This window comes from Hymenobacter qilianensis, from assembly GCF_014638675.1.
Lineage (GTDB): Bacteria > Bacteroidota > Bacteroidia > Cytophagales > Hymenobacteraceae > Hymenobacter > Hymenobacter qilianensis.
The window spans coordinates 1,366,772-1,390,128 of sequence record NZ_BMFN01000002.1 but is presented as its reverse complement, the minus strand read 5'-3'; the positions used below and the strand labels follow the sequence as shown (position 1 = coordinate 1,390,128).

General features: G+C 55.2%; 23 protein-coding genes and 2 pseudogenes. 17 read left to right on the top strand and 8 right to left on the bottom strand.

The window, feature by feature from the left end; genetic code table 11:
• Positions 1-26 precede the first annotated feature (26 nt).
• Positions 27-1,424: a mercuric reductase gene (locus IEW06_RS13590; protein WP_188548418.1), complete on the bottom strand. Its 1,398-nt coding sequence runs from the start codon at positions 1,422-1,424 to the stop codon at positions 27-29.
• 246 nt (positions 1,425-1,670) lie between these two features.
• Here IEW06_RS13590 and IEW06_RS13585 point away from each other — a divergent pair, with 246 nt between their 5' ends.
• Positions 1,671-2,324, top strand: coding sequence for a hypothetical protein (locus IEW06_RS13585; protein ID WP_188548417.1), 654 nt, complete (start codon positions 1,671-1,673; stop codon positions 2,322-2,324).
• A gap of 75 nt (positions 2,325-2,399) precedes the next feature.
• Here the strand turns inward: IEW06_RS13585 and sucD are convergent, their stop codons facing one another.
• Positions 2,400-3,293 carry a succinate--CoA ligase subunit alpha gene (sucD, locus tag IEW06_RS13580; RefSeq protein WP_187733005.1) on the bottom strand — a complete coding sequence of 298 codons (894 nt, stop codon included), beginning with the start codon at positions 3,291-3,293 and terminating at the stop codon, positions 2,400-2,402.
• Positions 3,294-3,595: 302 nt separating this feature from the next.
• Between sucD and IEW06_RS13575 the strand changes: the two are divergent.
• Together IEW06_RS13575 and IEW06_RS13570 are read left to right on the top strand one after the other, a co-directional pair.
• Positions 3,596-4,570 (top strand): annotated as a pseudogene (locus IEW06_RS13575) (PLP-dependent cysteine synthase family protein); the annotation flags it as partial.
• Between the two features lie 66 nt (positions 4,571-4,636).
• The gene (locus IEW06_RS13570; RefSeq protein ID WP_187733003.1) at positions 4,637-5,068 is read left to right on the top strand and encodes a response regulator; all 432 of its coding nucleotides are present in this window, start codon (positions 4,637-4,639) and stop codon (positions 5,066-5,068) included.
• Between the two features lie 219 nt (positions 5,069-5,287).
• On the opposite strand, the gene ade is transcribed toward IEW06_RS13570, so the two are convergent.
• A complete protein-coding gene (ade, locus tag IEW06_RS13565; protein ID WP_188548416.1) occupies positions 5,288-6,955 on the bottom strand; it encodes an adenine deaminase in 1,668 nt (555 codons plus the stop codon).
• A gap of 96 nt (positions 6,956-7,051) precedes the next feature.
• Between ade and IEW06_RS13560 the strand changes: the two genes are divergently transcribed.
• The 8 genes from IEW06_RS13560 (at position 7,052) to IEW06_RS13525 (ending at position 12,342) form a co-directional block, all read left to right on the top strand.
• Positions 7,052-7,213: a hypothetical protein gene (locus IEW06_RS13560; protein WP_187733002.1), complete on the top strand. Its 162-nt coding sequence runs from the start codon at positions 7,052-7,054 to the stop codon at positions 7,211-7,213.
• Between the two features lie 11 nt (positions 7,214-7,224).
• Positions 7,225-7,896, top strand: a complete 672-nt coding sequence (locus tag IEW06_RS13555; RefSeq protein WP_187733001.1) for a hypothetical protein — start codon at positions 7,225-7,227, stop codon at positions 7,894-7,896.
• 106 nt (positions 7,897-8,002) lie between these two features.
• Positions 8,003-8,398, top strand: coding sequence for a hypothetical protein (locus IEW06_RS13550; protein WP_187733000.1), 396 nt, complete (start codon positions 8,003-8,005; stop codon positions 8,396-8,398).
• Positions 8,399-8,518: 120 nt separating this feature from the next.
• The gene (locus IEW06_RS13545) at positions 8,519-8,935 is read left to right on the top strand and encodes a hypothetical protein (RefSeq protein ID WP_187732999.1); all 417 of its coding nucleotides are present in this window, start codon (positions 8,519-8,521) and stop codon (positions 8,933-8,935) included.
• The gene (gene cmk, locus IEW06_RS13540) at positions 8,932-9,678 is read left to right on the top strand and encodes a (d)CMP kinase (RefSeq protein WP_187732998.1); all 747 of its coding nucleotides are present in this window, start codon (positions 8,932-8,934) and stop codon (positions 9,676-9,678) included. The genes IEW06_RS13545 and cmk overlap by 4 nt, the downstream gene beginning before the upstream one ends.
• Before the next feature lie 209 nt (positions 9,679-9,887).
• Positions 9,888-10,772, top strand: coding sequence for a 4-hydroxy-3-methylbut-2-enyl diphosphate reductase (locus IEW06_RS13535; protein WP_187732997.1), 885 nt, complete (start codon positions 9,888-9,890; stop codon positions 10,770-10,772).
• A gap of 83 nt (positions 10,773-10,855) precedes the next feature.
• Positions 10,856-11,404, top strand: a complete 549-nt coding sequence (locus IEW06_RS13530; RefSeq protein ID WP_187732996.1) for a DUF502 domain-containing protein — start codon at positions 10,856-10,858, stop codon at positions 11,402-11,404.
• Positions 11,405-11,541: 137 nt separating this feature from the next.
• The gene (locus IEW06_RS13525) at positions 11,542-12,342 is read left to right on the top strand and encodes an alpha/beta fold hydrolase (protein WP_187732995.1); all 801 of its coding nucleotides are present in this window, start codon (positions 11,542-11,544) and stop codon (positions 12,340-12,342) included.
• Here the strand turns inward: IEW06_RS13525 and IEW06_RS13520 are convergent.
• Positions 12,323-12,910, bottom strand: a pseudogene (locus IEW06_RS13520) (O-acetyl-ADP-ribose deacetylase). The gene IEW06_RS13525 and the pseudogene IEW06_RS13520 sit on opposite strands and share 20 nt — an antisense overlap.
• A 246-nt stretch (positions 12,911-13,156) precedes the next feature.
• On the opposite strand from IEW06_RS13520, the gene IEW06_RS13515 reads away from it, so the two are divergent.
• The 5 genes from IEW06_RS13515 (at position 13,157) to IEW06_RS13495 (ending at position 17,177) form a co-directional block, all read left to right on the top strand.
• Positions 13,157-13,633, top strand: a complete 477-nt coding sequence (locus IEW06_RS13515; protein WP_187732994.1) for an ATP-dependent zinc protease family protein — start codon at positions 13,157-13,159, stop codon at positions 13,631-13,633.
• A gap of 65 nt (positions 13,634-13,698) precedes the next feature.
• Positions 13,699-14,649, top strand: coding sequence for a 30S ribosomal protein S6--L-glutamate ligase (gene rimK, locus IEW06_RS13510; protein WP_188548415.1), 951 nt, complete (start codon positions 13,699-13,701; stop codon positions 14,647-14,649).
• A gap of 48 nt (positions 14,650-14,697) precedes the next feature.
• Positions 14,698-15,747: a succinylglutamate desuccinylase/aspartoacylase family protein gene (locus IEW06_RS13505; RefSeq protein ID WP_308422019.1), complete on the top strand. Its 1,050-nt coding sequence runs from the start codon at positions 14,698-14,700 to the stop codon at positions 15,745-15,747.
• 132 nt (positions 15,748-15,879) lie between these two features.
• Positions 15,880-16,548 (top strand): OmpH/Skp family outer membrane protein, encoded by a 669-nt coding sequence (locus IEW06_RS13500; RefSeq protein ID WP_187732992.1) that lies wholly within the window; start codon positions 15,880-15,882, stop codon positions 16,546-16,548.
• A gap of 293 nt (positions 16,549-16,841) precedes the next feature.
• Entirely contained in the window at positions 16,842-17,177 is a 336-nt protein-coding gene (locus IEW06_RS13495) for a hypothetical protein (RefSeq protein WP_187732991.1), read from the top strand.
• 76 nt (positions 17,178-17,253) lie between these two features.
• Here the strand turns inward: IEW06_RS13495 and IEW06_RS13490 are convergent, their stop codons facing one another.
• The 4 genes from IEW06_RS13490 to IEW06_RS13475 all read right to left on the bottom strand — a co-directional run bounded on the left by IEW06_RS13490 (position 17,254) and on the right by IEW06_RS13475 (position 21,708).
• Positions 17,254-17,793 (bottom strand): hypothetical protein, encoded by a 540-nt coding sequence (locus IEW06_RS13490; RefSeq protein ID WP_187732990.1) that lies wholly within the window; start codon positions 17,791-17,793, stop codon positions 17,254-17,256.
• Between the two features lie 79 nt (positions 17,794-17,872).
• A complete protein-coding gene (locus IEW06_RS13485; RefSeq protein WP_187732989.1) occupies positions 17,873-18,535 on the bottom strand; it encodes an NAD-dependent epimerase/dehydratase family protein in 663 nt (220 codons plus the stop codon).
• A gap of 164 nt (positions 18,536-18,699) precedes the next feature.
• Positions 18,700-19,536 carry a CvfB family protein gene (locus IEW06_RS13480; RefSeq protein WP_187732988.1) on the bottom strand — a complete coding sequence of 279 codons (837 nt, stop codon included), beginning with the start codon at positions 19,534-19,536 and terminating at the stop codon, positions 18,700-18,702.
• A gap of 252 nt (positions 19,537-19,788) precedes the next feature.
• Entirely contained in the window at positions 19,789-21,708 is a 1,920-nt protein-coding gene (locus IEW06_RS13475; protein ID WP_188548414.1) for a BamA/TamA family outer membrane protein, read from the bottom strand.
• A 306-nt stretch (positions 21,709-22,014) separates the two neighbouring features.
• Between IEW06_RS13475 and IEW06_RS13470 the strand changes: the two genes are divergently transcribed.
• Positions 22,015-23,280 (top strand): putative DNA modification/repair radical SAM protein, encoded by a 1,266-nt coding sequence (locus tag IEW06_RS13470; RefSeq protein WP_187310564.1) that lies wholly within the window; start codon positions 22,015-22,017, stop codon positions 23,278-23,280.
• The last annotated feature ends 77 nt before the right edge of the window (positions 23,281-23,357 follow it).

Genomic DNA, 23,357 nt, shown 5'->3' with positions numbered 1-23,357 from the left:
TGAGTAAAAGATAGGGGCTGAGGCGTTTACTTTTTTGGCTTTCCCAGCTTCGCAAACACATTATTCAGGGCTTCGGCCCAAAGCGGGTGCGCAAATATCATCTGCAGAAGTACCTGATATTTGAGCTTGCCGGTCATGGCCAGTTGCAGCATCGTCATGATTTCGCCGCCTTCAGCGCACAGGATGGCGGCCCCAATTATCTGGTCTTTCGCATCGACCAAGACCTTGAAAAAGCCCCCCAGACGGCCCGTTTCGCGGGCCCGCCCAATGGTAGAAACCGGCATGACGGCCACGCGGTAGTCGATCTGCTGTGCCTGCGCCTGCTCCTCCGATAAGCCAATGCGGCCCAGCTGCGGATCGGTGAAGACGGTGTAGGGCAGGGGGCGCTGCTTGGCCGAGCGCGATTTGCCCCCCAGCAGCGCATCGCGGACAATGCGGTAGTCGTCGTAGCTGAGATGGGTGAACTGGGGGCCGCCGTGCACGTCGCCGAGGGCATACACGCCGCGCACGTTGGTTTGGAGGCGGCTGTTTACCTTGATGTAGCCTTTTTCATCAACCCGAACGCCAGCCGCGGCCAGGTTCAACTTATCCGAGTTGGGCGTGCGGCCGGTGGCAATGAGCAGGTGAGTGCCGCTCAAGCGTCGCTCGCCGCTGCGGGTGCGAGCCGTGACGGTGATTTGCCCCCCAGCGCCTTTAGTCGTGCGGTAAGCTTCAGCGCCGACCACAAACTCAACGCCTTCAGCCTCCAATAATTCCTGCAAGGCGGTGCATACGTCTTCGTCTTCGTGCTCCAGTATTTGATTGCCCGATTCAATAATAGTGACACGGCTGCCGAAGCGCCGGTACATCTGACCGAACTCCAACCCAATGTAGCCGCCGCCCAGAATTAGCAGATGCTCAGGCAATTCCGTCAGATCGAGCAGTTCGGTGGTGGTCAGAAAGCCAGTTTCAGCTAAGCCTTCTACCTCCGGAATGGCGGCGCGGGTGCCGGTATTGATAAAAATCAGTGGTGCGGTCAACTCCTTTTCGGGGCCGCTTTCCATGGCTACGCGCACGCTGTGCGGGCCCGTAAAAACTGCCCGACCCGCCAGCACCGTGATGCCGGGGCGCTCTTGGGTGAGGTTGCTGCGTACGCCTTCGCGCATGGCTCCAATCACCTCATTCTTGCGGACCACTACGGCGGCCATGTCTACGCGGGGCGCGTTGGCTTGTACGCCGAAGCCGGCGGCGGTGCGAACCTGGTGGGCGCGCTCAGCGGAGGCCAGCATGGTTTTGACCGGCGAGCAGCCGTAGTTGATGCACGAACCGCCCAGCAAATACTCCTCAATCAGCGCCACGCTTCGCCCGGCGTCGGCTAGCGCAGTAGCCAATGGATTGCCGGCCTGGCCGGAGCCAATTATCACAACATCATAGGAATCAGGCATAGAATACGGAAATCAGAGAGCGGGAAGACGAGTTATGCGCGGGGTAATGCTATTTTTGCCCCCCAGAGCTATTCCTATACGGTTCAGCTTGGCAGCCGACTATTCCATAAACGGTTTGCTGGCTTGCATAACTTTAACAATAACTTCCGCCTTGTGGCTAACCGATTTCTGCGCCGCCTTGCCCTGCTTGCCGTTCTGCCTGGGCTAGGTGCATGTACCTCTTTGTACTTTCCTCCGCCGCCAAATGTGCCCCTGCTCACCCAGAAGGGCGAATTCAGCGGCGGTATTCATACTAATCTGGATAACAACCTCGCTTTGCAAGGGGCCTACGCCATCGGCGAGCACATCGGAGCCATCGGCACGTTCACGACGCTGAATACCGATAAAAAACGCAAAGCCGAGGAGCACCGATTCGCCGAAATAGGCGGCGGTTACTTCACCCGCCTCCCCGATAAGCGGGCGCTGGAGGTGTACGTGGGCCTCGGCGCCGGCTCCACCAAGCGCACCGATTTCAAAACCGAGAATGATGTTAAAACCGAGGAGCGCAAGGTAGAAGGCAAGCTAAATAAGTATTTCCTTCAAGTAAACTACAGCTCGAAAGAGAAGAAGTCATTTCACCTTTTCGGCAACGACTTTCCTGTTTCGTACGGCACAGCCTTGCGCCTGAGCTACTTAGAACTAAGCAACTTACGAGTCGATAATATAGCTGTCACGCCCGAGGACAACGTTTTTGTCGAGCCTATCACCTTCACCCGCGTGCAGTTGGCCGGCCCGGTGCAGCTTCAACTGATCAGCGGCGGCATGTTTGGCTTGCGTAGTCAGAAGTTTTTAAAGGCCTCTAACTCGGTGTTTAATTTTGGTGTAGTTGTAAATGTAGGCGGGCAAAGTGGAAAGAAGTAGGGAAACAGTCAACCATAAAAAAGCCCCCCAGAATCTTTCTGGGGGGCTTTTTTATGGTTGATTTAGTCGAAGAAACTACGCGGTAACCTTTTCGCCTTGCAATACGCGCAGCATCGTGTCGCCAATCTCGGCGGGAGAGTCTACTACGTGGATGCCGCACTCGCGCATGATGGCCATTTTAGCCGCCGCCGTGTCATCGGCGCCGCCTACGATGGCACCTGCGTGGCCCATGCGACGGCCGGGAGGTGCAGTTTGGCCAGCAATAAAGCCTACAACGGGCTTCTTGTTGCCGGTTTCCCTGATCCAGCGGGCCGCTTCAGCTTCCATGCCGCCACCGATTTCACCAATCATCACGATGCCTTCGGTTTCGGGGTCGTTCATGAGCAGTTCAACGGCCTCTTTGGTAGTAGTGCCGATGATCGGGTCGCCGCCAATGCCGATAGCCGTGGTCTGGCCGAGGCCAGCTTTGGTGAGTTGGTCAACAGCCTCATACGTCAGTGTGCCCGACTTCGAAACGATACCGATTTTGCCTTTGGTGAAAATAAAGCCGGGCATGATGCCCACTTTGCACTCGCCGGCAGTCATTACGCCGGGACAGTTAGGTCCAATCATGCGCAGACCGTCGCGGCCTTTCAGGTATTCTTTTACCGCAATCATGTCCTTGGTCGGGATGCCTTCGGTGATGGTCACGATGACTTTGATGCCCGCGTCGGCGGCTTCCATAATAGCATCAGCGGCGAAAGCCGGGGGCACGAAAATAATGCTCGTGTCGGCGCCAGCCTGCTCTACGGCCTCGGCTACGGTGTTGAACACGGGACGGTCGAGGTGGGTGGTACCGCCTTTGCCGGGCGTTACGCCGCCAACCACGTTGGTGCCGTATTCAATCATCTGCTGAGCATGAAACGAGCCTTCGGAGCCCGTAAAGCCCTGCACAATCACTTTAGAATCCTTATTGACCAGAACGCTCATTAGGAGAAAGGTTAGGAGGAAAATGCGATATAGGGTGGTAATGGGGAATGACTTAGCAAGTCATCGGTGCGCAAAAGTAGGCTTTTTTGGGGGGGAGGCAAGCCGCGCGGCCGCTTCCCTTCCGGAAGGTAGCAGCTGAACGGATTACTTGTGAAACCCATATGCCTTATTAGGGCGCTTTACGGCTCTTTCTCTGTCAGGATTTGGGCTCGTCTATAGTCATGTGATGAACAGCAGCGCGGGGCTAAGAAGGTAAATTCGTACCTTTGCGGTCCACCCAACTACTCTGCGTACCCAACTGTATGTATCTGAATAACATAGTTGAAGCCATCGGCAACACTCCTCTGGTCAAACTCAATAAAGTAGCCGACGGCATCAAAGGCACGGTGCTGGCCAAGGTTGAATACTTTAACCCAGGCAACTCCGTGAAAGACCGCATGGCGGTGCGTATGGTAGAAGATGCCGAAAAAGCAGGTCTGCTCAAGCCCGGCGGCACCATCATCGAAGGTACTAGCGGCAACACCGGCATGGGCCTGGCTCTGGCTGCCATCAGCAAAGGCTACAAGTGCATCTTTGTAATGAGCGACAAGCAAAGCAAGGAAAAGCAGGATATTCTGCGCGCTGTGGGCGCAGAGGTGGTTATCTGCCCTGTGGATGTTGCTCCCGATGATCCGCGCTCTTACTACTCCGTGGCCCGTCGTCTGAACGCGGAGACGCCTAATTCCTTTTACCCAAATCAGTACGACAATCTTTCAAACACCGCTGCTCATTATGAGGGCACCGGCCCTGAGCTGTGGGCCCAAACGGATGGGAAGATTACCCACTTCGCTTGCGGTGTGGGCACCGGCGGCACCATCTGTGGTACGGCCAAGTACTTGAAAGAGCAAAACCCGAACCTCGTATCCATTGGCTTGGATACCTACGGCTCGGTGTTTAAGAAATATAAAGAGACGGGTATTTTCGATGAAAACGAGATTTATCCTTACAAAACAGAAGGCATAGGGGAGGACATTCTGCCCAAAAACGTCGACTTTGACCTGATCGACCTTTTCATTAAAGTAACCGACCAGGATGCGGCCGTAATGACGCGCCGCTTGGCCAAAGAAGAGGGCTTATTCGTGGGCTGGTCCTGCGGATCGGCCGTGTACGGCGCTTTGGAGTATGCTCGTGAGCATTTGCAGGAAGATGACACCATGGTAATTATCCTGCCCGACCACGGCACGCGTTACCTAGGAAAAATTTACAACGACGACTGGATGCGGGAGCAAGGATGGCTGTAAAGAAAAAATATCTTTATTGCCCGCTTCCGGTTTAATGTTCTCCTTATAGAAATACTAAGACTTATGACCGTGACTAAAAAGCTGCGCAATATCGTGCTGGTGGATGACAACGAGACCACCTGTTTTCTGAACAATCGCTTGCTCACCCGCCTCGATGTGGCCGATAACGTGCTGGTTTTCACCCGTGCTCAGCAGGCTTATGACTTCTTCTGGGGCGAAGGCCGCAATCTCGTTGACCCAGTGCCCAGCGAAACGCCAGCCTTGGTCTTTGTAGATCTGAAGATGCCGGGAATGGACGGTTTTGAGTTTTTGCAACGCTACAGCGCTCTGCCCGAGGAAGTAAAGGCCCACACGGTACTGGCGGTACTTACCACCTCCATGCACGCCGCCGACACCGCCCGCGTGGCGCAATACCCGGATGTGGAGTACCTGGCCAAGCCACTCACTGAGGAGAAGCTGAACAAGCTGATGAGTAAGCGCTTCGCTGAGGTGTAAGTCTTTAAGAATTGGCTTCTAATAAAAGGCCGTTGCATGAAAGTGCAGCGGCCTTTTTTGTAGTTAATGATATAATATCGCCTGTCATGCAGAGCATTCTGCGCATGAAGCAGCGACGAAGCATCTCGCATGCTGAGGTCTGATTACTAATCCCGCTAAACACGCAAGATGCTTCGCTCCGCTCTGCATGACGGTCGATTAGAGTAGAGCACCAGATTGTTACACCACCGCTTCCACGAACCGGAACGCTTCGCCATCGAACAGGCCTTTGTCGCTGAGTTTTAGGCTGGGAATAACCAGCAGCGCCATGAATGACAATGTCATAAACGGGGCGGCCAAGGGCGAGCCTAGCTCTTTAGCCAGCGCATCTACGGCGGCGTAAGCTTCGGCCACGCGGTAGCCATCTTGATCAGACATTAGGCCGGCCACGGGCAAAGGGAGTAATACCTCTTCAGATTTGCCCCCCACGGCCGCCAGGCCACCTTTCGCCTCGATAACCAGGTTTACGGCGCGGGCAATGCTCTCATCATCAGTGCCAACGGCGGTAATGTTGTGCGAATCGTGGCCGACGCTGGAAGCTAAGGCGCCGCGCTTCAGACCAAAGCCGGTAATGAAGGCAACTGCCGGTGGCGCTGCTTCATACCGGTTTACCACCGTGAGCTTGAGTATGTCGCGCGCTACGTCAGATACGACGAGGCCATTTTCAACGCTGGCGGGCAGGTTGTGGCGGGCAGTAATGAGTTGGCCGTCGAAGCATTCGATTACGCGAATCTCGGTTGACTGTGTCTGGGGGGCTTTTTGCGGAGCGGATAGTTGAAAATCTGTGGATGTAAATGGCTGGGCGTGAAAGTTATTGACCACCGATACCGGCGCGGCGGGAATAAGCGTTTGGCCATTTTCGGCTACCAATTTGCCCCCCACGTAGGTTTGGCGCACCCGGAAATCAGCCAGGTCGTCGACCACGATAAAGTCGGCGGGGTCGCCTTCGCGCAGCAAGCCTACGGGTAAGTTGTAGTGCAGCACGGGGTTCAAACAAGCCACGCGCAGCACTTTCAGCACATCCTGGCCACGCGCTACGGCCCGCTGAACCAGCTGGTTGATGTGACCCAGCACCAGCGTATCGGGGTGTTTGTCGTCGGAGCAGAACATCATGTTCTCGTAGTGCTCGGGCAGCAAATCAATCAACGCCTCAAAATTGCGGGCCGCTGAGCCTTCCCGAATCAGGATTTTCATGCCTATGGCCAGCTTGTCGCGGGCCTCGTCGGCGGTGAAGCACTCGTGGTCGGTGCTGATGCCAGCGGCGGCGTAGCGCTGGGCATCTTGGCCGCGCAGGCCGGGCGCGTGGCCATCCACGGGGCGCCCGTAGCGCTGGGCCAACCCAATTTTAGCCGCTACATCAGGGTCGTTGTGCAGCACGCCGGGCCAGTTCATCATCTCCGCCAGGTAGCCGATTTCGGGGTTCTGAAACAGCTGCTCAATATCCTGCACCGAGATAACCGCCCCAGCCGTTTCGAAAGACGTGGCCGGCACGCAGGAAGGAGCACCAAAGCAGAACTTGAACGGCACCGTGCGCCCGCTGGCCAGCATATATTCCACGCCCGCCGTGCCCAGCACATTCCCAATCTCGTGGGGGTCGGAGACGGTGGCTACCGTGCCATGCACCACGGCCAGCCGGGCAAACTCGGCGGGCACGAGCAGGGAGCTTTCCACGTGCACATGGGCATCTACAAACCCAGGCAGCGCATAGGGCAGCGTGGCATCGGGTGTGGGGGAGGAGAGGGGCTCTATGCGCTGAATTTGCCCCCCAGCCACATATATAGTAGCCGGAGCTATGGTGTTGGCAAACAGATCAATAACGTTGGCGCGCAGGCTAAATTCGGCGGGCATAAGGCAGGAAAGTAGAGGGTTCAGAATTTGCCCCCCAGGCCGGCGGACGGGTAAAGAACCTTATATTTGGTTAATTATCCCTGCCAAATTCGTCTCGTGAGAAAGATATTGACCTTGCTGCTGGCCGCAGTACTGACCGGTTCTGCCGTGGCTCCCATGGCCGGTTGCGCTCAGCGCACAGCCCAGCAAAAGAAAACCAAAGCCTTCAAGCGCCAAAGCAAAGGCGGCCGCATGCCCTGCCCCACGCACGACTGCTAATGCTGATACAAATGAGCCATTTGCGCATCGCCGGCAAATTAATGCTGGTTGTTGTGCTACTTCTAGCAAGTACTGTTGCTCACAGCCAGGGGAGGCATGCCAAGTTTATGCAAGTAACGAGCATAGGTAAGTTCAAGCCTGGGTTCTACACGCTGCTAGACGGGTCTCGACACGGCGGTAAATTACGTGTATGGCAGGATTTGGAACGTAACGTTGTTCAGGTTGAGCAAGGAAAAGCCGATCCAATAAACTTGCAAACAGCTGACTTGCAAGGATTCACCATTGGAACTGATAGCTTCGCTGTGGTGCGACAGGTAGCAATGGTAGGCGCGCCAAATGAAAAACCATTCGGCGAAGCAGAATTCTTTCGAGTGATGCTTACTGGAAGAATTCAAGTCTTGCAGCATGATCAATTGATGCGGAGCCACAATACTGTTGGGCACTTGAACATCTGGCTGCTACGGATGTCACCTGAGTTGGCTATTGTAGGATTACCCTATGAACAAAGCGCCTTTGCACAACATGCATCGACGCTTTTTGTCGATAATCCCTTGCTATGCCAACGTATTCGAGCCGGATTGGTCGGACCGGATGATTTCAAGCGAATCATCTATGCGTACCTCTTTAAAAGGGAAATTGAGCAGGTCAGCTACGAGGAAGCCGCTAATATTTTCCGTCAATAGCCTTTGAGCAACAGTGTCGTACTAACTAGCAACTGGGAAAGCATGAACCATCGTCCACGAATGGGGGATGCTCGGTAGATTACTTTCTAATTAACGCCTTCCAAAAATGCCCCCCGAGCAAAACCCACTCACCGCCCTCCGCGCTGCCGCTGATGCCGTGCGCCAACAATTGCAGGTCAATGGCTTCGATGCCGCCGGTGTGCAGCGCCTCTCCGACTTCATCGAAGGGCAGCGCGCCCAATTGCCCGCCGCGAGCCGTGAAGGCGTAATAAATGCTTTGGGCTGCTTTCTGGGTGAGTGCATCGCGCAAACTTACCAGGGTGAGTGGGCTACTGGCCCAGATGGCACTACGGGCATTGGCTTGCGTAACAAGCTATTTCTGAATCCCTTTTACCGGGTAGGGCAGCAGCTAAAGCATGGCTTGGCTGATTCAGTAATGACATTCTTTGAGCAGATTCCGGACCGTTTGGAAGCGGAATTGCCTCGTAAAACTTGGATTTAATTACTATATTTTCCCTTAAATATTATTTTCTTCTCTCGTAGATTTAAAACTTGACTAATCCGGTAGTTTTCATTTTGAACCTTACTCACGTCAGTTACCGGATGCTGCGTTTTTTCTGCGATGGGAGAACTACGAAGCGCCGCCGAAGCCGTGCGGCAAAATTTAAACTTCTCTTCTTTTGACGGGGTAGCGGTGTCAAAGCTCGCTGAGTTCATTGACCGTGAGCGAGCTAGTATTAAGCAGGAAGCCTTAACCGGAGCAGTAAATGCGCTGGGGTGCTTTTTGGGGGAGTGCATAATCCGTAGCTTTGGGGGCCACTGGCACCGCGACGCCTCCGGGCTGGTCGGCATACAGATAGCTGGTTGTACCTTTATCAATCCGTTCAGCTACGTGGAGCGGCAACTGGAGCAGGGCGCGGCGGAGTGCGTAATGGTACTCTTCCAGTCTGTGCCCACCCGCTTAGCCGCGGCTGCCGTACCACGTCGTCGAACCTGGATTCCCGTCCCCTTGCCCCCGCGCCGAACGACTTCCCCATGAGAAAAATCGTCATTGCCATCGACGGCTACTCTTCGTGCGGCAAAAGCACTACCGCCAAAGCCGTAGCCGCCGAGTTAGGGTATGCCTACATTGACACAGGCGCCATGTACCGGGCCGTGACCCTGTATTTGCTCGAACATAAAATCGCTTTCGATGATTTGCCCCGTATCGAGCAGGCCCTGCACGATATGCACATCTCGTTTAAGCGCAACCGCCGCACGGGGCGAAATGAATTGTGTCTGGACGGCGAAATCCGCGAAGATGAGATTCGTCAGATGTATATCTCTAACTCTGTAAGCGAGGTGTCGGTGATTCCGGCCGTGCGCCACGCCATGGTCAGCCAGCAGCAGCGCATGGGCCGCAAGCGCGGAGTGGTGATGGACGGCCGCGACATCGGCACAACCGTGTTTCCGGATGCAGAGGTGAAAGTATTTATGACCGCCGAAACCCGCGTGCGGGCCCTGCGTCGGCAGGAGGAGCTGGCTATAAATGGCGAGCAGGTGGAAGTGGAGGAGATTATCGAAAACCTCACCAAGCGCGACCACCTCGACTCGACCCGCGCCGAAAGCCCTTTGCGCCGTGCTACCGATGCCATAATGCTCGATACCACGCATATTACTATTGATGAGCAGGTAGATTTCGTGCTGGAGCGTGTATCGGCTACGCTATTTTCGCTAGCAGCGGTTGGCGACCTAGCAGTGCCAAACGATGAAAAAAAGCCCCCCACGGCCTACCGTACCTAAAAGATATTGAGGTAGTAATGGCTCCGTGGGCCTAGAAGTTGGGTTAGGGAAAACTATATCGTTTTGGGAGGCATTTTTTTGTGCTAATCTTCGTAGTACACATGAGTTTACCCGGCTAAATGCCAAAAAGATGAACAAGGTCTGGCGCTGTCGGCGGCCAGTTAGGGCACTAAAGTTGCAGCTACAACTGCCGAAATATTTTCCCTGTCATGAACATCATTATCGATAAAAATTCCGGCTATTGCTTTGGCGTTGAGTTCGCCATTCAAATGGCTGAGGATGAGCTGGAGAACGAGTCAACTTTATACTGCCTGGGCGATATTGTGCACAACCGCATGGAAGTGGAGCGCCTGCACCAGCGCGGCCTGCGCATCATCGACCGCGAACAGCTTCAGCAGATACACGATAGCAAAGTACTGATACGCGCCCACGGCGAGCCGCCCGAGACCTACGAACTGGCTTTGCGCAACAACCTGGAGCTGATTGATGCTTCGTGCCCGGTGGTGCTTAAGCTGCAAAACCGCGTAAAGCACGCTTACGACGTCAGCCGCCGCCACGAGGGCCAGATTGTCATTTACGGGCAGCCGGGTCATGCTGAGGTTACTGGCCTAGCCGGTCAAACCGGCAACCGCGCTTTAATCGTGATGACCGAAGCCGACCTCGACCAAATCGACTTTGCCCGCCCCGTTACGCTGTTTAGCCAAACGACCAAGAGCACTGCCGGCTTCTACCGCATGAAGCAGCTGATAGAGAACCGCATTGCCGCCGCCGGGGGCAGCCTCGATAGCTTCGATGCCAACGACAGCATCTGCCGGCAGGTAAGCAACCGCGAGCCTGCGTTGGCAAAGTTCGCCGTGGAGCACGATGTAGTAGTGTTTGTGAGTGGGCGCAAAAGCTCCAACGGCAAGGCGCTGTTTTCGGTAGTCAACCAAACGAACGCGCGCAGCTACTTCGTCGAAAACGACCAGGATATCAATGATGAATGGTTTGTGGGGGCCAATTCTGTCGGGATTTGTGGCGCTACCAGCACGCCCATGTGGCTGATGCAGCGTGTGGCCGACCGCATTGCGCAGGTAGCCTTAGAGGCAGTATAGTCCCGCACGGATTTCTGTTCAACATCATCGTTATTTGCCCGGCCGGTTTCTGGTCGGGCATTTTTGTTTACTTCTGCTGCCGTATGCGCAAACTCTTCAACTACTTCCTGAACGGCTTCCTGATTGTGGCGCCGGTTGGCCTCACCATCTACATTCTGTTTGCTACTATCCGCTGGCTCGATGGCTTGTTTCGCATGGACAATGTGCCCCCCGGTATTGGCTTGCTGACGGCTATAGTGCTTCTCACGGTTGTGGGCTTCATTGCCAAGTCGTTTATGGTGCGGCCCTTCCTCATTATCGCTGAGCGAGTGCTGCACCGCACGCCTCTGGTGAGCATTATTTACTCTAGCCTCAAAGATCTGTTTGATGCATTTGTGGGCGATAATCAGAAGTTTAACTGCCCCGTCGTCATGTGCGTTAACCCGGAAGCCAAGATTTTCAAAATGGGGTTTGTGACGCAGGAGAATATGGAGCCCGCCAACCGCCCCGACTTGGTAGCCGTTTACTGCCCACACTCCTACAACTTTTCCGGCGAGCTATTCTTAGTGCCCAAGGAGAACGTCACTTTTCTGGAGCTGCCCAGCAGCGAGGTGATGAAGTTTGTGGTGTCGGGGGGCGTTTCGCGGCTGTAGAGACGCGTACTCGCGTCTTGTCGTTGAACGACCGGTACTGCGCCATCAAAACAATAACCGTAACGATCGGACGCCAGTATGCGTCTCTACAGGCCGGGCACATGATGACTTAGAACGGCCGTAGCTAGCATTCGCCATTGAAAACAACTTTACATTATCGGACCTATGGCACCGGCCCGCGAGTGGTGCTGGCTTTCCACGGCTATGGGCAAAGCGAAGGCCATTGGCGTAGCATAGCCGCCGTGCTGGGCGATAGGGCTACCATCTACTCGTTCGATCTGTTTTATCATGGCAATAGCCGGCTTGCCAAAGCTGATGCTCCGTTAACCAAAAAGCGCCTTGGCGAACTACTGGAGCAGTTTCTGGCTGAGAAAAGCATAGACCAGTTTAGTCTGCTCGCTTTCAGCATGGGGGCCAAATTTGCACTTACTGCCGTTGAGCATTTCCCTGGTCGGGTGGAGAAAATCTGGCTTATCGCGCCCGATGGCCTGCAGCGTCAGTTCTGGTACTCGCTGGCTACTTACCCGCCTTGGATGCGCGGGGTGCTGGGCCGGGCGGTGCTGCGCCCGCAGCGGCTGCTACGCTTTCTCAATGCGCTGGGGGAGCGCCGCGTAGTGGATACCAACCTGATACGCTTTGCCGAATGGCAGCTCGAAAGCCGGGAAAAGCGTCTGCGCGTGTATCGAAGCTGGGTTGGCTTTCGGCTGCTGGTATTCAGCTTGAAAGACCTGGCTCGTATTCTGAACGAGCATAACGTGGAGGTTACCTTTTTTCTGGGAAAACACGACCGCGTAATACCGCACGCTGGTTTGCAACGCTTTATCGGCTCGTTGCAGCAGGCGCGCACCGTGCTCCTCGACACGGGCCACGCGGGCCTTATCTACGACGTAGCCGCGTACCTGCGTCGTCACCCCGAACTTATTGCGCCGACGTCTTAGCCGTTAGTTCTTGCTCGTACAGGCGCTTGGTTTCCCCATCGAATACCACGAATACAACCTCAGCTGGCTGCTCATGAGTTTCCAGAAAGGCTAGTACCTCGCGCACAGCAATCGTAGTGGCTTCGGGTTTGGGATACCCATAAATTCCGGTGCTTATGCCCGGAAAAGCGATGCTCGTCAGGTTATGCTGAGCGGCAATAGTAAGGCTGTTGCGGTAGCAGTTGGCCAATAGCTCCGGCTCCTGCTAGTGCCCACCGTTCCAAACTGGCCCCACGGTATGAATAACATGCTGAGCAGGTAAGCGGCCACCCGTGGTAATCACGGCTTCCCCTGTTCGTAAGCCTTTGCCGTAGTGACCGGCTCGTAAGCGGCGGCATTCCTCCAGAATTTGAGGGCCGCCGGCACGGTGAATAGCCCCATCAACGCCGCCCCCACCGAGCAGGGAGGAGTTGGCGGCATTTACAATCGCGTCGGTATTAAGGGTAGTAATGTCACCTTGATACAGCAAGATGCGGCCGAATGATTGGGCTTGGGAGCGCCATAAGCCGCTGGAAGAGTGATTATGCATAGGAAAGTTGATAACAGATGCGGGTAAGGTGAACGCGCGTTTTGTGGGAACGGCAGGATGAGTTAAGAGTTTAAGCTAAAAAGCCCCCCAACTTCACCTGCTGGGCTGGCGCAGATAAAAAAGCCCCCAGTTCTATAATTTACTCTGAAGGGAATGAATTAAGCGCTATCCTTAGGTAAGCCATCCGGGTGCCGAATCGGGAAGCTTTGGCTTCTAACCAGTTGCTTCCCTTATATTGCCTTTACCATGATAAAAAAGCGGGTTGCAAAACGAGTAGTGGGGCGAAGAGAGCTGGTTGATTTCCCGCAATTCAAATTGCGTGGGGTAGAGGCCAAGGTAGATACGGGAGCCTATACGGGCGCCATTCACTGCTCCAATATTCACATCGAAACCCTGCCCGACGGCCGCCAACTGCTCTGCGTGCAGCTGCTCGACCCCTCACATCCAAATTTTAATGGCCGGCCGCTACAGTTCGCCGACTTCTCCCTGCGTGACATCAAAAGCTCGAATGGGGAAGTGCAGGAACGCTATGTTATTCAGACAGTTATTCAGTTATTTGGCGAAGATATTCCCGCCGAGTTTTCCCTGTCTGACCGCTCCGATATGCGCTACCCCGTACTCATCGGGCGGGTGTTATTGCGTCAAGCACAACTGGTAGTTGATGTGGCTCGCCTACATTTGTCGTATAAAAGTCAGGCCGTAGCTAAACATCCGCGGCCCTAAGTTGATTAGGCTTTTCCCTGTTTTCCTGCCGCCGCTCCCCATTTACCTCTGACCTACTCTTTCCAATGAAACTGGCCATTCTCTCGCGCGAGCCGAGGCTGTACTCCACCATGCGCCTTGTCGAAGCAGCCACGCTGCGCGGCTACGAGGCGGTGGTCGTCGACCATCTGCATTGCAACCTGGTGCTGGAGAAAGGCCAGCCGGGTATTATTTACGAAGGCAAAAAGCTGACGGATTTCGACGCCATCATCCCGCGCATCGGCGCCTCGGTTACGTTCTACGGTACGGCCGTGGTACGGCAATTTGAGATGATGAAAGTGCGAGCCGCCATTGATAGCCAGGCTATTGTACGCTCACGGGATAAGCTGCGCTCCATGCAGATTCTGTCGCGGGCCGGAGTGGGGATGCCCAAAACTGCCTTTACGAACTACTCCGACGATGTGCCCGAAATGATCAAGCAGGTGGGAGGCGCCCCGGTTATCATCAAGCTTCTGGAAGGTACGCAAGGCCTGGGCGTAGTACTGGCCGAGACTGAAAAAGCTGCCCAATCGGTAATAGAGGCCTTTCATAACCTCAAAGCCCGCATCATTGTGCAGGAGTTTATTGCCGAGAGCAAAGGCGCCGATTTGCGAGCCTTTGTGGTGAACGGCGAAGTAGTGGGTGCCATGAAGCGCCAGGGCAAGGAAGGCGAGTTTCGCTCTAACCTGCACCGGGGCGGCTCGGGCAAGCTGGTGAAGCTGAGCCGTGCCGAAAAAGCGGCTGCTTTGCTGGCTACCAAAGCGCTGGGGCTGGGCATTGCCGGCGTTGATATGCTGCAAAGCAAGCGCGGCCCGCTAGTGCTGGAGGTGAACTCATCGCCGGGGCTGGAAGGTATTGAGAAGGCCACGGGCCTGGATATTGCCGGCAAAATCATTGAGTACACGGCGGCGCTGGTGCATAGCAAGCGCAAGGATTCCGCGAAGAAAACGACCAGAAAAGCCCCCCAGCCTGATACCCAGCCTGATGTAGTTGGCTAACCGGGTTGAAATGCAGCTATTTTCCTTTCACTCTTAACACCTCAGCCTTTGCCCCACACCTACGGCCCCACCGACATGCTGATTAACGGCTTGGTTATCAGGCCGGGCGAACGGGTGCTGACGCGGTTGGTGATTTCGCGTTTGCCTTCCCGCACCGTTATTGATGTGCCTGTGTACGTGTATCGGGCGCAGGAGCCGGGACCGACGGTGCTGCTGATGGCCGGGATGCACGGCGACGAAGTGAATGGTATCGAAACGATTCGGAGGCTGGTGCGCCGCGATTTGTTGCAGCCCTTGCGCGGTACTATCATTGCCATTCCTATTCTCAACATCTACGGCTTCCTCAATTTCTCGCGGGAGGTGCCCGATGGCAAAGATGTGAACCGCAGCTTTCCGGGCAACCCGCGCGGATCGTTGGCCAGCAGAGTTGCCCACCGCTTTATGCGCGAAATCATGCCCCTGATCGACTACGGCATCGATTTTCATACGGGTGGCGCGGCTCGGGCCAATATGCCTCAGGTGCGCTGTCTGTTGGGCGAAGACGACCAGACCGATGCATTAGCTGCCGCTTTTGCGGCGCCGTTTACTTTGCACGCGTCGTTGCGACCCGGCTCACTGCGCGAGGCGGCTATGCAGCAGGGCCGCCGCATTATAGTGTACGAAACCGGCGAATCGCTGCGCCTCGATGAAGCCGGCATTGAGTTGGCTATGGCCGGCACATTTCGCGTTTTACACCAACTAGGAATGCTGGCTGAAGCTACGGCAGCCGCCCAGCCGAGCATTGTGTGTCGGCGGCATACGTGGCTGCGGGCGAAGTTCGCGGGCCTTTTTCGCAGTCATGTGCAAAATGGGCAGTTTTTGGAAAAAGGGCAGGTATACGGCAGCGTGGCCGACCCGTATGGCGAAGGCACCGTGCGGCTCGAAACGCCCACGGCCGGCTACGTTATTGGCTTAAATCATATGCCGGTCGTGAATCAGGGCGACGCGCTGGTGCACATTGCCTGGCCCGATAATTTGCCCCCCGGCCGCACGGAGCACTGGCCTCATCTGTTAGAAATGCCCCCCAGAGCGAAGGAGGAGGACGACGATCAGATATAGGATTATTTACGGGGCAGAATGCAGCGTCAACCAAGCGCTGTAAAGCCGGCCGTTGGCCTCAATTTCTGATCCTGCCGGTTTCTGCGTTTCTTTGGGGACCCGGCGAGGTGTCGGCCGCTACTATTTTTTTGAATGAAGACGAATTCCTTGCTTTTAGCCATCAATGCGGTTCTGGTTGTTGCCGTGGCCGTATTATTTTACCTGCACTTTGCCCAGAAGCCAGCCAGCGTGCCCGCCGTGGCCAAAACTGCGGCCATCACTACTGCCGCTGACAGCGCTGGCACCGCCCCTGAGGACACAACAGATGCCGCAGGGCCCGCATCAGTAGCTGCGGCTCTTGAGCCCGTCAAAATCGGTTATGTAGAGTCAAGCAAATTGCTGGATGGCTACAAAGGGATGCAGGTCGCGCGCCGCAACTTCGAGGCGAAGGCCAAAGGTTGGGAGCAGCAGAACAAAACGCTGATAACCAACTTCCAGTCGGCCGTGCAGAAATATCAGACCCAAGCTGCCAGCCTCACGCCTGAGCAACGGGCCGCTACCGAGCAGCAATTGCAGCAGCAGGAGCAGAAGGTGGGCCAAGAGCAGCAAAAGCTACAGCGCCAGGCGGCTGAGGAAGAAGCCAAAATGAGCCAGCAGGTACTAACCCGCGTAAATAAGCTGATTGAGCAGTATGGCAAAGAGAACGGCTACCAGTTTATTCTCATTGCACAGCCTGGCGGCTCTATTGCCTACAGCCGCAAAGACCTCGACGTAACGGCTCCGGTATTAAAGCGCCTGAACACCGAATACGGAAAAAAGTAGTCGAGTTTTTGACGTTTGAGAAGTAATGCAAGCGCCCGCTGCTCCAAGGAGCAGCGGGCGCTTTTTATTGCCATGTACTGAGTTTTAGCAGGAGTTGGTACGTTGTAAAAAGCCCCCCAGCTCAGGTTTTAGAAAGTAGATCTGATATGTGCGCTACGCTCATAATAGCACTTACTGGCAGGCTGTTGTGATGAAATTGGATCTGAAATTTTAGGGTCGTTTCATTAAACCCAGCGCAAAAATCTGTGTCTAATTACAAGTGGAAGCCGAACAAAGGCGCCATTGTATAGACTATGAAAAAGCTCATCAAATCTTCTCTGGTACTAGTGGCGCTGGTTTTCTCGGCAGCCCTGCTGACGGGTTGCGTGGCCTCCGCCCAGCCCGGCGTTGTGGTAGCAAGCGGACCAGCCTATTATCCGCCGCCTCGCCCTTATTACGGTTATCGACCACGGCCTTACTACCATCGTCCAGCGCGAGTGGTTGTGGTAGAGCGCCAGCCTGTTATCATACGGCCGTACCGGCAGCGCACCGTAGTCGTGCGGCCCCGGCCGGGCTATTATCGCCAGGATGCTCGCCAGCCCGGCCGCGACGGCCACCACTATGGTCGTGACCGTGGCCGGATTCGCTAGTAACAGGTATACCAACGCAAAAAAGCCCCCCAGACATTGTCTGGGGGCTTTTTTGGGTTTGATCGAATTCGCTGGCTTAGAAAACGAAGCGCAAGCTAAAGGCTGCATCCGAGTACAGACCAGTATAACCGTCAAATACTTCGAAGAATGGCTTGTAGTCCACGCCTACCACGAAGGGCAGATCCGGCAATTTGTACTCCAGACCCAGAATCAAGTCAGCACCAAAGGCGACATAATTCCGGTCTTCTTCGTAATAAACTTCATAGTAATCCTTGCCTTTACGGCCATAATAGCGTCTATCAGTGAAGTAGTAGCGCCCGTTGTATGAACCAACGTGGCCACCAGCACCATAGTAAAATTGTAGGCCCTTGATATCACTTACGGGCATGTGCTTTTCCAGCAGCAGGGTTAGCCGGCCGCCGCGGGCAGCGTACTCTCTGGTCAGCAAGCCTTCAAAGGCCACGTTGTTCTTGCCGCTCAAAAAGTGCTTTACGGTGAGTCCCGAAGAATATCCGCCGGCCCGCAGACCGATACCAGTGGTGTAGCCGCCTTTCTGGGCGTAGGCAGCCGGGGCCGTTAAAAGGAGTAATAAAACAAGGCGGTACAAAAACTTCATTACTGAGATGTTAGGGTTAAAATTCAACTGGCACCCTAAAGCACAAACTCCGTGCTGAACTCATCTCCATTCATTGGTTTTAGCGCGCCTCGGCAATTTCATCCGACAAATGCACGCGTATTCCGCCGCCGTCTTCCTCAGCGGCACGCAACATAGCCCGCGCTACCGTCACTGCCTCAACAGGCTGATACTTACGCAGTGGCCCCACCATCAAGGGCCGCAGCGCTTTCAACAAAACGGCTCCAATCTGCTCGCCTAAGCGCTTTTCTGTGCGGTTGCCCAGCAATAAAGAAGGCCGAAAAAAGTGGATGGCCCGAAAAGGCGTCTGCCGCACCGCCTGCTCCATCTCACCCTTCACCCGATTATAGTAAATGCGCGAATTTGCATCGGCCCCCATCGCTGATACAACTAAAAACTGCGCCGCAAAGTTACCGGCCGTAAGCGCTGCCAGCTTTACCACGTAAAGGTAGTCGACTTTATAAAAAGCCTCTTTTGAGCCCGCCTGCCGCATGGTGGTGCCCAGGCAGCAGTACACATCATCGGCAATCAGACCCAGCCGGTGCTGATCCAAGTCATCAAGTCCGAATATGCGCTGCTCTAATTTGGGGTGCACCTGGGGCAAGGGACGCCGACCTATCACAATGACTTTGGCGTAGCGCTCGGAGGCTAGCAGCAACGTAAGGAGTTGGCTGCCAACCAAGCCGCTGGCGCCGGCAATGAGAGCAGTTTTTTGAGGTGTCATAAGGTGATTGCAAGCACGAGAGCAGACGGAAGGGCAGCAGAGGTCCTTCTACGATAAATACCAATTAAGGGCAATGAAGCCAACGAACATCGCAGCAAAAATGACGCGTCGTGCGTCCTTTCTGTTGAGAGTCAAGTTATTAGATGAAGGCTTGCTTTGGCTATTTATTCCTGCCCTAGTAGTCGGGTTTCGTCGGGTGCTAGTTGCACCAGGCCGCGCTTATAAAGTGTGCCGAGCGCTTTCTTGAATACTTTCTTGCTCATGCCCAGGCGGCGGTAAATGTCGTCGGGCTCACTTTTGTCGGACAAGGGCAGGGCGCCGCCGCTGGCACGTAGGGCCGTGAGAATGGTTTCGGTGGCGTCCAAAGCTTCATCGTAGCCTACTTTCTGCAGACTTATATCCAGCTTGCCGTCGGGCCTGATCTGGCGCACGTAACCAGTAGGCTTGTCGCCTAAGCGCAGAGGGCGAAATACTTCATTGTGATACACCAGCCCGAGGTAAGCGCCATTCACGATAACCGTGTAGCCTAAGTCCGTATCCTGGGCGACGAATAGCTCTACCTGGTCGCCAGCTTTGCCCGGAAAGTCAGCCTGCGGCAGGTATTTCTCCCATTTAGATGAGGCCACAATACGGTCGGAGTTCTCGTCGAGGTAAACATATACGGTAGCGCGCTGTCCCACGCGCAAGGCCTGGCGCTGGTTGCGGTAGGGGAGAAACAGGTCCTTTTCGAGGCCCCACTCCAGGAAAGCGCCGTTGGACGAAACGTCGCGAACGGTGAGGGCCGCAAACTCACCCACCCGTGCCAGTGGCTCTAAAGTGGTGGCAATGAGGCGGTCTTCGGAGTCACGGTACACAAACACGCGCAGCCGGTCACCGATTTGAGTGCCTTCAGGCACGTACTTAATGGGCAACAGCAAGTCGCCGTCGTCGGAGGTCAGATACAGGCCGAAATCCACGGCGCGGGCTACTTCAAGTTCGTTATAGTCGCCGAGGGCAAGCATGGGATGGGCTTTTGGGGTGAGTTATGGTAGGAAGCCAAAGGTACAGAAGCCTGGGGGGCAAATTTCGCTCGGGTGTATCTGCCTCTTACGTAGAGTCCCTGCGGTAGATTGGCATTACTATAAAAAGGAGTAATAACGGCGTAGAGACGCGTATTCGCGTCTCAATCGTTGCTGACGTTATTTTAGGATAACTAGTAGCATGGCGTGGGGCCGGTCATTCAACGGTGAGACGCGAATACGCGTCTCTGCAAACTATTGATACGGTGCGACACCAGGACGGGTAAAGTTGAAATCACTGAAGTCATAATAGGCCCCCGAATTCTCGAAGATCCGGTAGCCATTATTGGTCAGCTGGCCCCGCGGATAGAAGCCAAACAAAATCTGGATGGTGCGCAGCGCTGTGTACTCGTTGCGGAAGCGCAAACCCAGGCCGAAGCCAGTGAATGGCTTGTCGAGAAATGGAGAGTCGCGGCCGGGAGTAGTGGCCAACCAGGCAGCATCGGCGAAAGCTACGCCGGCCAGGCGGAAGCCCAGAAACGATACGGGCGTGTACATGGTAGCCTCGTAGTTGAGCACAAAGCGACTGGTGCCGCGCAGAGTGCCATCGGAGCGGAAGCCGCGCAGGCCCCGTTCGCCCTCAATGGACAAAAGCTGCTCGCCTGGGCGTCGGTCGAAGCCCAGATCCATGCGGTTCCACAGAAAATGGCGCCACTGATAGTTGCCCGTATTGTAGAGGCGCGTAAAATACAGGGCCTGCGTGCTCAGGAGTCCTTGCTGCCAGTCTCGTTCGCGCTGGCGCACAAAGGTCCCGAACTCCCCACTCAGATATAAATAGCCCCGCCGCACACTATAGAGGCCACTGGCAGCACGCACGCCATAGTAGCGCCGATTGCCCAGCTCGTTCAATTCGTAGCCAGCGGTAAGGCTGAGTAAGGTGCCCGTCGGTACGTCCTCGGTACGGCCGAAACCGAAGAGATATTTGTCCTTATAGTAGCGCCGAACGCTATAGCCGATAGTGCCCAGAAAAAGGCTCGCGTCTGCGTAGTCCTCAATGGGCCGCTCGCCGTAGGTGGTATTCAGAAAGCGCCCGGAAACGACAAAGCGGGCCGGATTCTCATAGCCCAGATCGTAGCTTTTCAGGCGTAAGGCGCGTCCCAGCCATATATCGCGGGTGCTATAGCGCAGCCGCTCCAGGCGATCCGAAGGGATGGGGGGCAATTGTGGCAGCTGAATAAGCCGATCATAGAAATCGAGCGCCACTGCGCCGGCATACTGGGTGTTAATAGAAACAAAGTCGCGGGCCACGTAGGCGCCTATTTCCTTGTTTTCGTACTCGTTGCGATAGCGCACCTGCGCATTGACGAAGTTGCGGAAAGGTACCAGATAGCTGCCCCGGTAGCGCCAGGGCTGGGGGCTGGCGCGGCCATACTCGTAGCGGTTCCGGAACTGGTGGCCCAGCCCCATAAAGTTCACATCGTTCAGCCCAATGACGGCCGCATCCACATCGCGAATCTGAAGCGAGCCGCTCAGGCTAAACACATCCTTGGTAATAATCTGCACGTCTACGCTGTCGGGCGTAGTAGTGGCCTCATTCACAAATACGCGCGCGTCGAGTAGCTCTCCCGTCTGGCGCAGCAAACGCTCAGTTTCACTAAGCTCCTGGGGCTCCAGCTCTTCGCCCACCCGAAACAGCAGAAGCTGCCGCACCCGCGAAGGAGCCGTGCGAATGTGAAAAATATTGCCCCCTTTTTCCAGAAAGTTGCGCGGCTTGCGGTCGGGGTTGTTGATGCTATAACCGAAGGCGTCGAGGGTGGTAATGTTGATGCTACGCACAATCTTAAAGTTGTGCTGGCTGTATTGGCGGTCGAGCAGGGTAGCATCGAGGCCGGCCCGCTCCTCAGCGCGGGCCGTAAAGTTGAACAGCGCCGCCACCGCCTTGCCGGCAATGGTCTTGCGCTTGGCATACGCTTGCAGGCCAGTGAGAATACGCTCCTCATCGAAGCGCCGCCGCAGGGAATCGGGGCGGGTTTCGAGCGGGGTTAGCACTGTATCGGGCACGGATGGCTGCGGGTCTTGGGCCTGCGCCACCCCTGCCAAGAATACCAACGGCAGTACCAGCCGCCACCGAAAACGGCGCCGCAACTGGAAAGCAGACACGAGGTAAGCAAGCATAAAGCGGAACAATACAAAAGCCAAGTGGCAACCTGCAAGATACAAACGTCGGCCGCCACTCGGTAAGTACGAAGCTCAAGCCTACCTGAAATTCTCAACCAAGTTAGGAGGGGATAATATCCCAAATCAAGCCCAAAAAAGCACCAGGCGCAATAGGTTGATGATTGCTAGTCTGGGGGGCAAAATTCTAGTACAAACCAGCCATTTTGAGCAGTGCTTTTGAAACCTTTCCTAAAAAAATTAGCTTAAGGTAGTATTGTGTATATGAAGTCTAGTTGCTATTTTTAAGCCATCAAAAGCCCTCGGATGAACGAACGAATTCAGGAAAAGCTAAGTATTTTGGCAGACGCCGCGAAGTACGATGTGTCGTGCTCCAGCAGTGGCGGAAAGCGCAAAAACGAGAACAAAGGCTTGGGTAATGCCGAGGGTATGGGCATCTGCCACAGTTACACCGAAGACGGCCGTTGCGTGTCGCTGCTTAAAATTCTGCTGACCAACTACTGCATCTTCGACTGCGCTTACTGCGTATCGCGGCGTAGCAATGATGTGAAGCGCGCGGCCTTCACCGTGGACGAAGTAGTCGACCTGACGATGAACTTCTATCGTCGCAATTATATCGAAGGCCTTTTTTTAAGCTCCGGCATTTTTAAGGATTCGGACTACACGATGGAGCGCTTGGTGCGCATCGTGAAAAAGCTGCGCACGGAGCACAAGTTCAACGGCTACATCCATGTTAAAACTATTCCGGGCGCTTCGCCTGAACTGATTGCGGAAGCCGGCCTGTACGCCGACCGGTTGAGCGTGAACATTGAGTTGCCTTCGGAGCTGAGTTTGCAGAATTTGGCCCCCGAGAAAAACTATAAGGAAATTCTGACCCCGATGAAGCAGATTCATCAGGGTATCGTGCAGAACAAAGAGGAGAAGGCGCTATTCAAGAAGGTGCCGGCTTTCGCGGCGGCGGGGCAAAGCACCCAGCTCATAGTAGGCGCCTCCGATGAAAATGACCATCAGATTCTGCAGCTATCCGATTCGCTATACAAAGGCTACGGCCTGAAGCGGGTGTATTATTCGGGCTACGTGCCTGTGACGGATGATGCGCGCCTGCCGCAGCTCACGCGCCCGCCTGTTATTCGGGAGCACCGCCTGTATCAGTCCGATTGGTTGATTCGCTTCTACGGCTTTCAGGCCGACGAAATTCTGGACCCTCAGCATCCGCACCTCGATCTGGAAATTGACCCCAAGCTGGCTTGGGCACTGCGCAACCGCCACGTTTTTCCGGTGGATGTGCAGACCGCTGACTACGAGATGATTCTGCGAGTGCCCGGTGTGGGCGCGCGCTCGGCCAAGCGCATTGTGGCGGCCCGCCGTTTTGCCCCGCTCACTTTAGATCATTTGCACAAGTTTGGCGTGGTGCTCAAGCGCGCTAAGTTCTTTCTGACTTGCCGCGGGCAGGCGCTGGATAGCCGCGAATATGATGAGCAGAGCCTGCGTCGGCAGATTCTGTTCGGGTCGGGTGCGGTGCGCTCTGCCCTTGTTACCCAGCAGCTCGATCTTTTTGCTCAGGCTTCCTAGCGCGTGAAAATCACTTCTCATTAAAACTTATAAATAAAAGTATAGGCATAGTCCGGTATCATTTTGGTATTCGAAAA

Excerpts from the sequence above, each read along its gene's own strand:
- IEW06_RS13590 (WP_188548418.1), bottom strand. The coding sequence starts at position 1,424 with ATGCCTGATTCCTATGATGTTGTGATAATTGGCTCCGGCCAGGCCGGC.
- sucD (WP_187733005.1), bottom strand. The coding sequence starts at position 3,293 with ATGAGCGTTCTGGTCAATAAGGATTCTAAAGTGATTGTGCAGGGCTTT.
- IEW06_RS13570 (WP_187733003.1), top strand. The coding sequence starts at position 4,637 with ATGACCGTGACTAAAAAGCTGCGCAATATCGTGCTGGTGGATGACAAC.
- ade (WP_188548416.1), bottom strand. The coding sequence starts at position 6,955 with ATGCCCGCCGAATTTAGCCTGCGCGCCAACGTTATTGATCTGTTTGCC.
- IEW06_RS13555 (WP_187733001.1), top strand. The coding sequence starts at position 7,225 with ATGAGCCATTTGCGCATCGCCGGCAAATTAATGCTGGTTGTTGTGCTA.
- IEW06_RS13550 (WP_187733000.1), top strand. The coding sequence starts at position 8,003 with ATGCCCCCCGAGCAAAACCCACTCACCGCCCTCCGCGCTGCCGCTGAT.
- IEW06_RS13545 (WP_187732999.1), top strand. The coding sequence starts at position 8,519 with ATGGGAGAACTACGAAGCGCCGCCGAAGCCGTGCGGCAAAATTTAAAC.
- cmk (WP_187732998.1), top strand. The coding sequence starts at position 8,932 with ATGAGAAAAATCGTCATTGCCATCGACGGCTACTCTTCGTGCGGCAAA.
- IEW06_RS13535 (WP_187732997.1), top strand. The coding sequence starts at position 9,888 with ATGAACATCATTATCGATAAAAATTCCGGCTATTGCTTTGGCGTTGAG.
- IEW06_RS13530 (WP_187732996.1), top strand. The coding sequence starts at position 10,856 with ATGCGCAAACTCTTCAACTACTTCCTGAACGGCTTCCTGATTGTGGCG.
- IEW06_RS13515 (WP_187732994.1), top strand. The coding sequence starts at position 13,157 with ATGATAAAAAAGCGGGTTGCAAAACGAGTAGTGGGGCGAAGAGAGCTG.
- rimK (WP_188548415.1), top strand. The coding sequence starts at position 13,699 with ATGAAACTGGCCATTCTCTCGCGCGAGCCGAGGCTGTACTCCACCATG.
- IEW06_RS13500 (WP_187732992.1), top strand. The coding sequence starts at position 15,880 with ATGAAGACGAATTCCTTGCTTTTAGCCATCAATGCGGTTCTGGTTGTT.
- IEW06_RS13495 (WP_187732991.1), top strand. The coding sequence starts at position 16,842 with ATGAAAAAGCTCATCAAATCTTCTCTGGTACTAGTGGCGCTGGTTTTC.
- IEW06_RS13490 (WP_187732990.1), bottom strand. The coding sequence starts at position 17,793 with ATGAAGTTTTTGTACCGCCTTGTTTTATTACTCCTTTTAACGGCCCCG.
- IEW06_RS13485 (WP_187732989.1), bottom strand. The coding sequence starts at position 18,535 with ATGACACCTCAAAAAACTGCTCTCATTGCCGGCGCCAGCGGCTTGGTT.
- IEW06_RS13480 (WP_187732988.1), bottom strand. The coding sequence starts at position 19,536 with ATGCTTGCCCTCGGCGACTATAACGAACTTGAAGTAGCCCGCGCCGTG.
- IEW06_RS13475 (WP_188548414.1), bottom strand. The coding sequence starts at position 21,708 with ATGCTTGCTTACCTCGTGTCTGCTTTCCAGTTGCGGCGCCGTTTTCGG.
- IEW06_RS13470 (WP_187310564.1), top strand. The coding sequence starts at position 22,015 with ATGAACGAACGAATTCAGGAAAAGCTAAGTATTTTGGCAGACGCCGCG.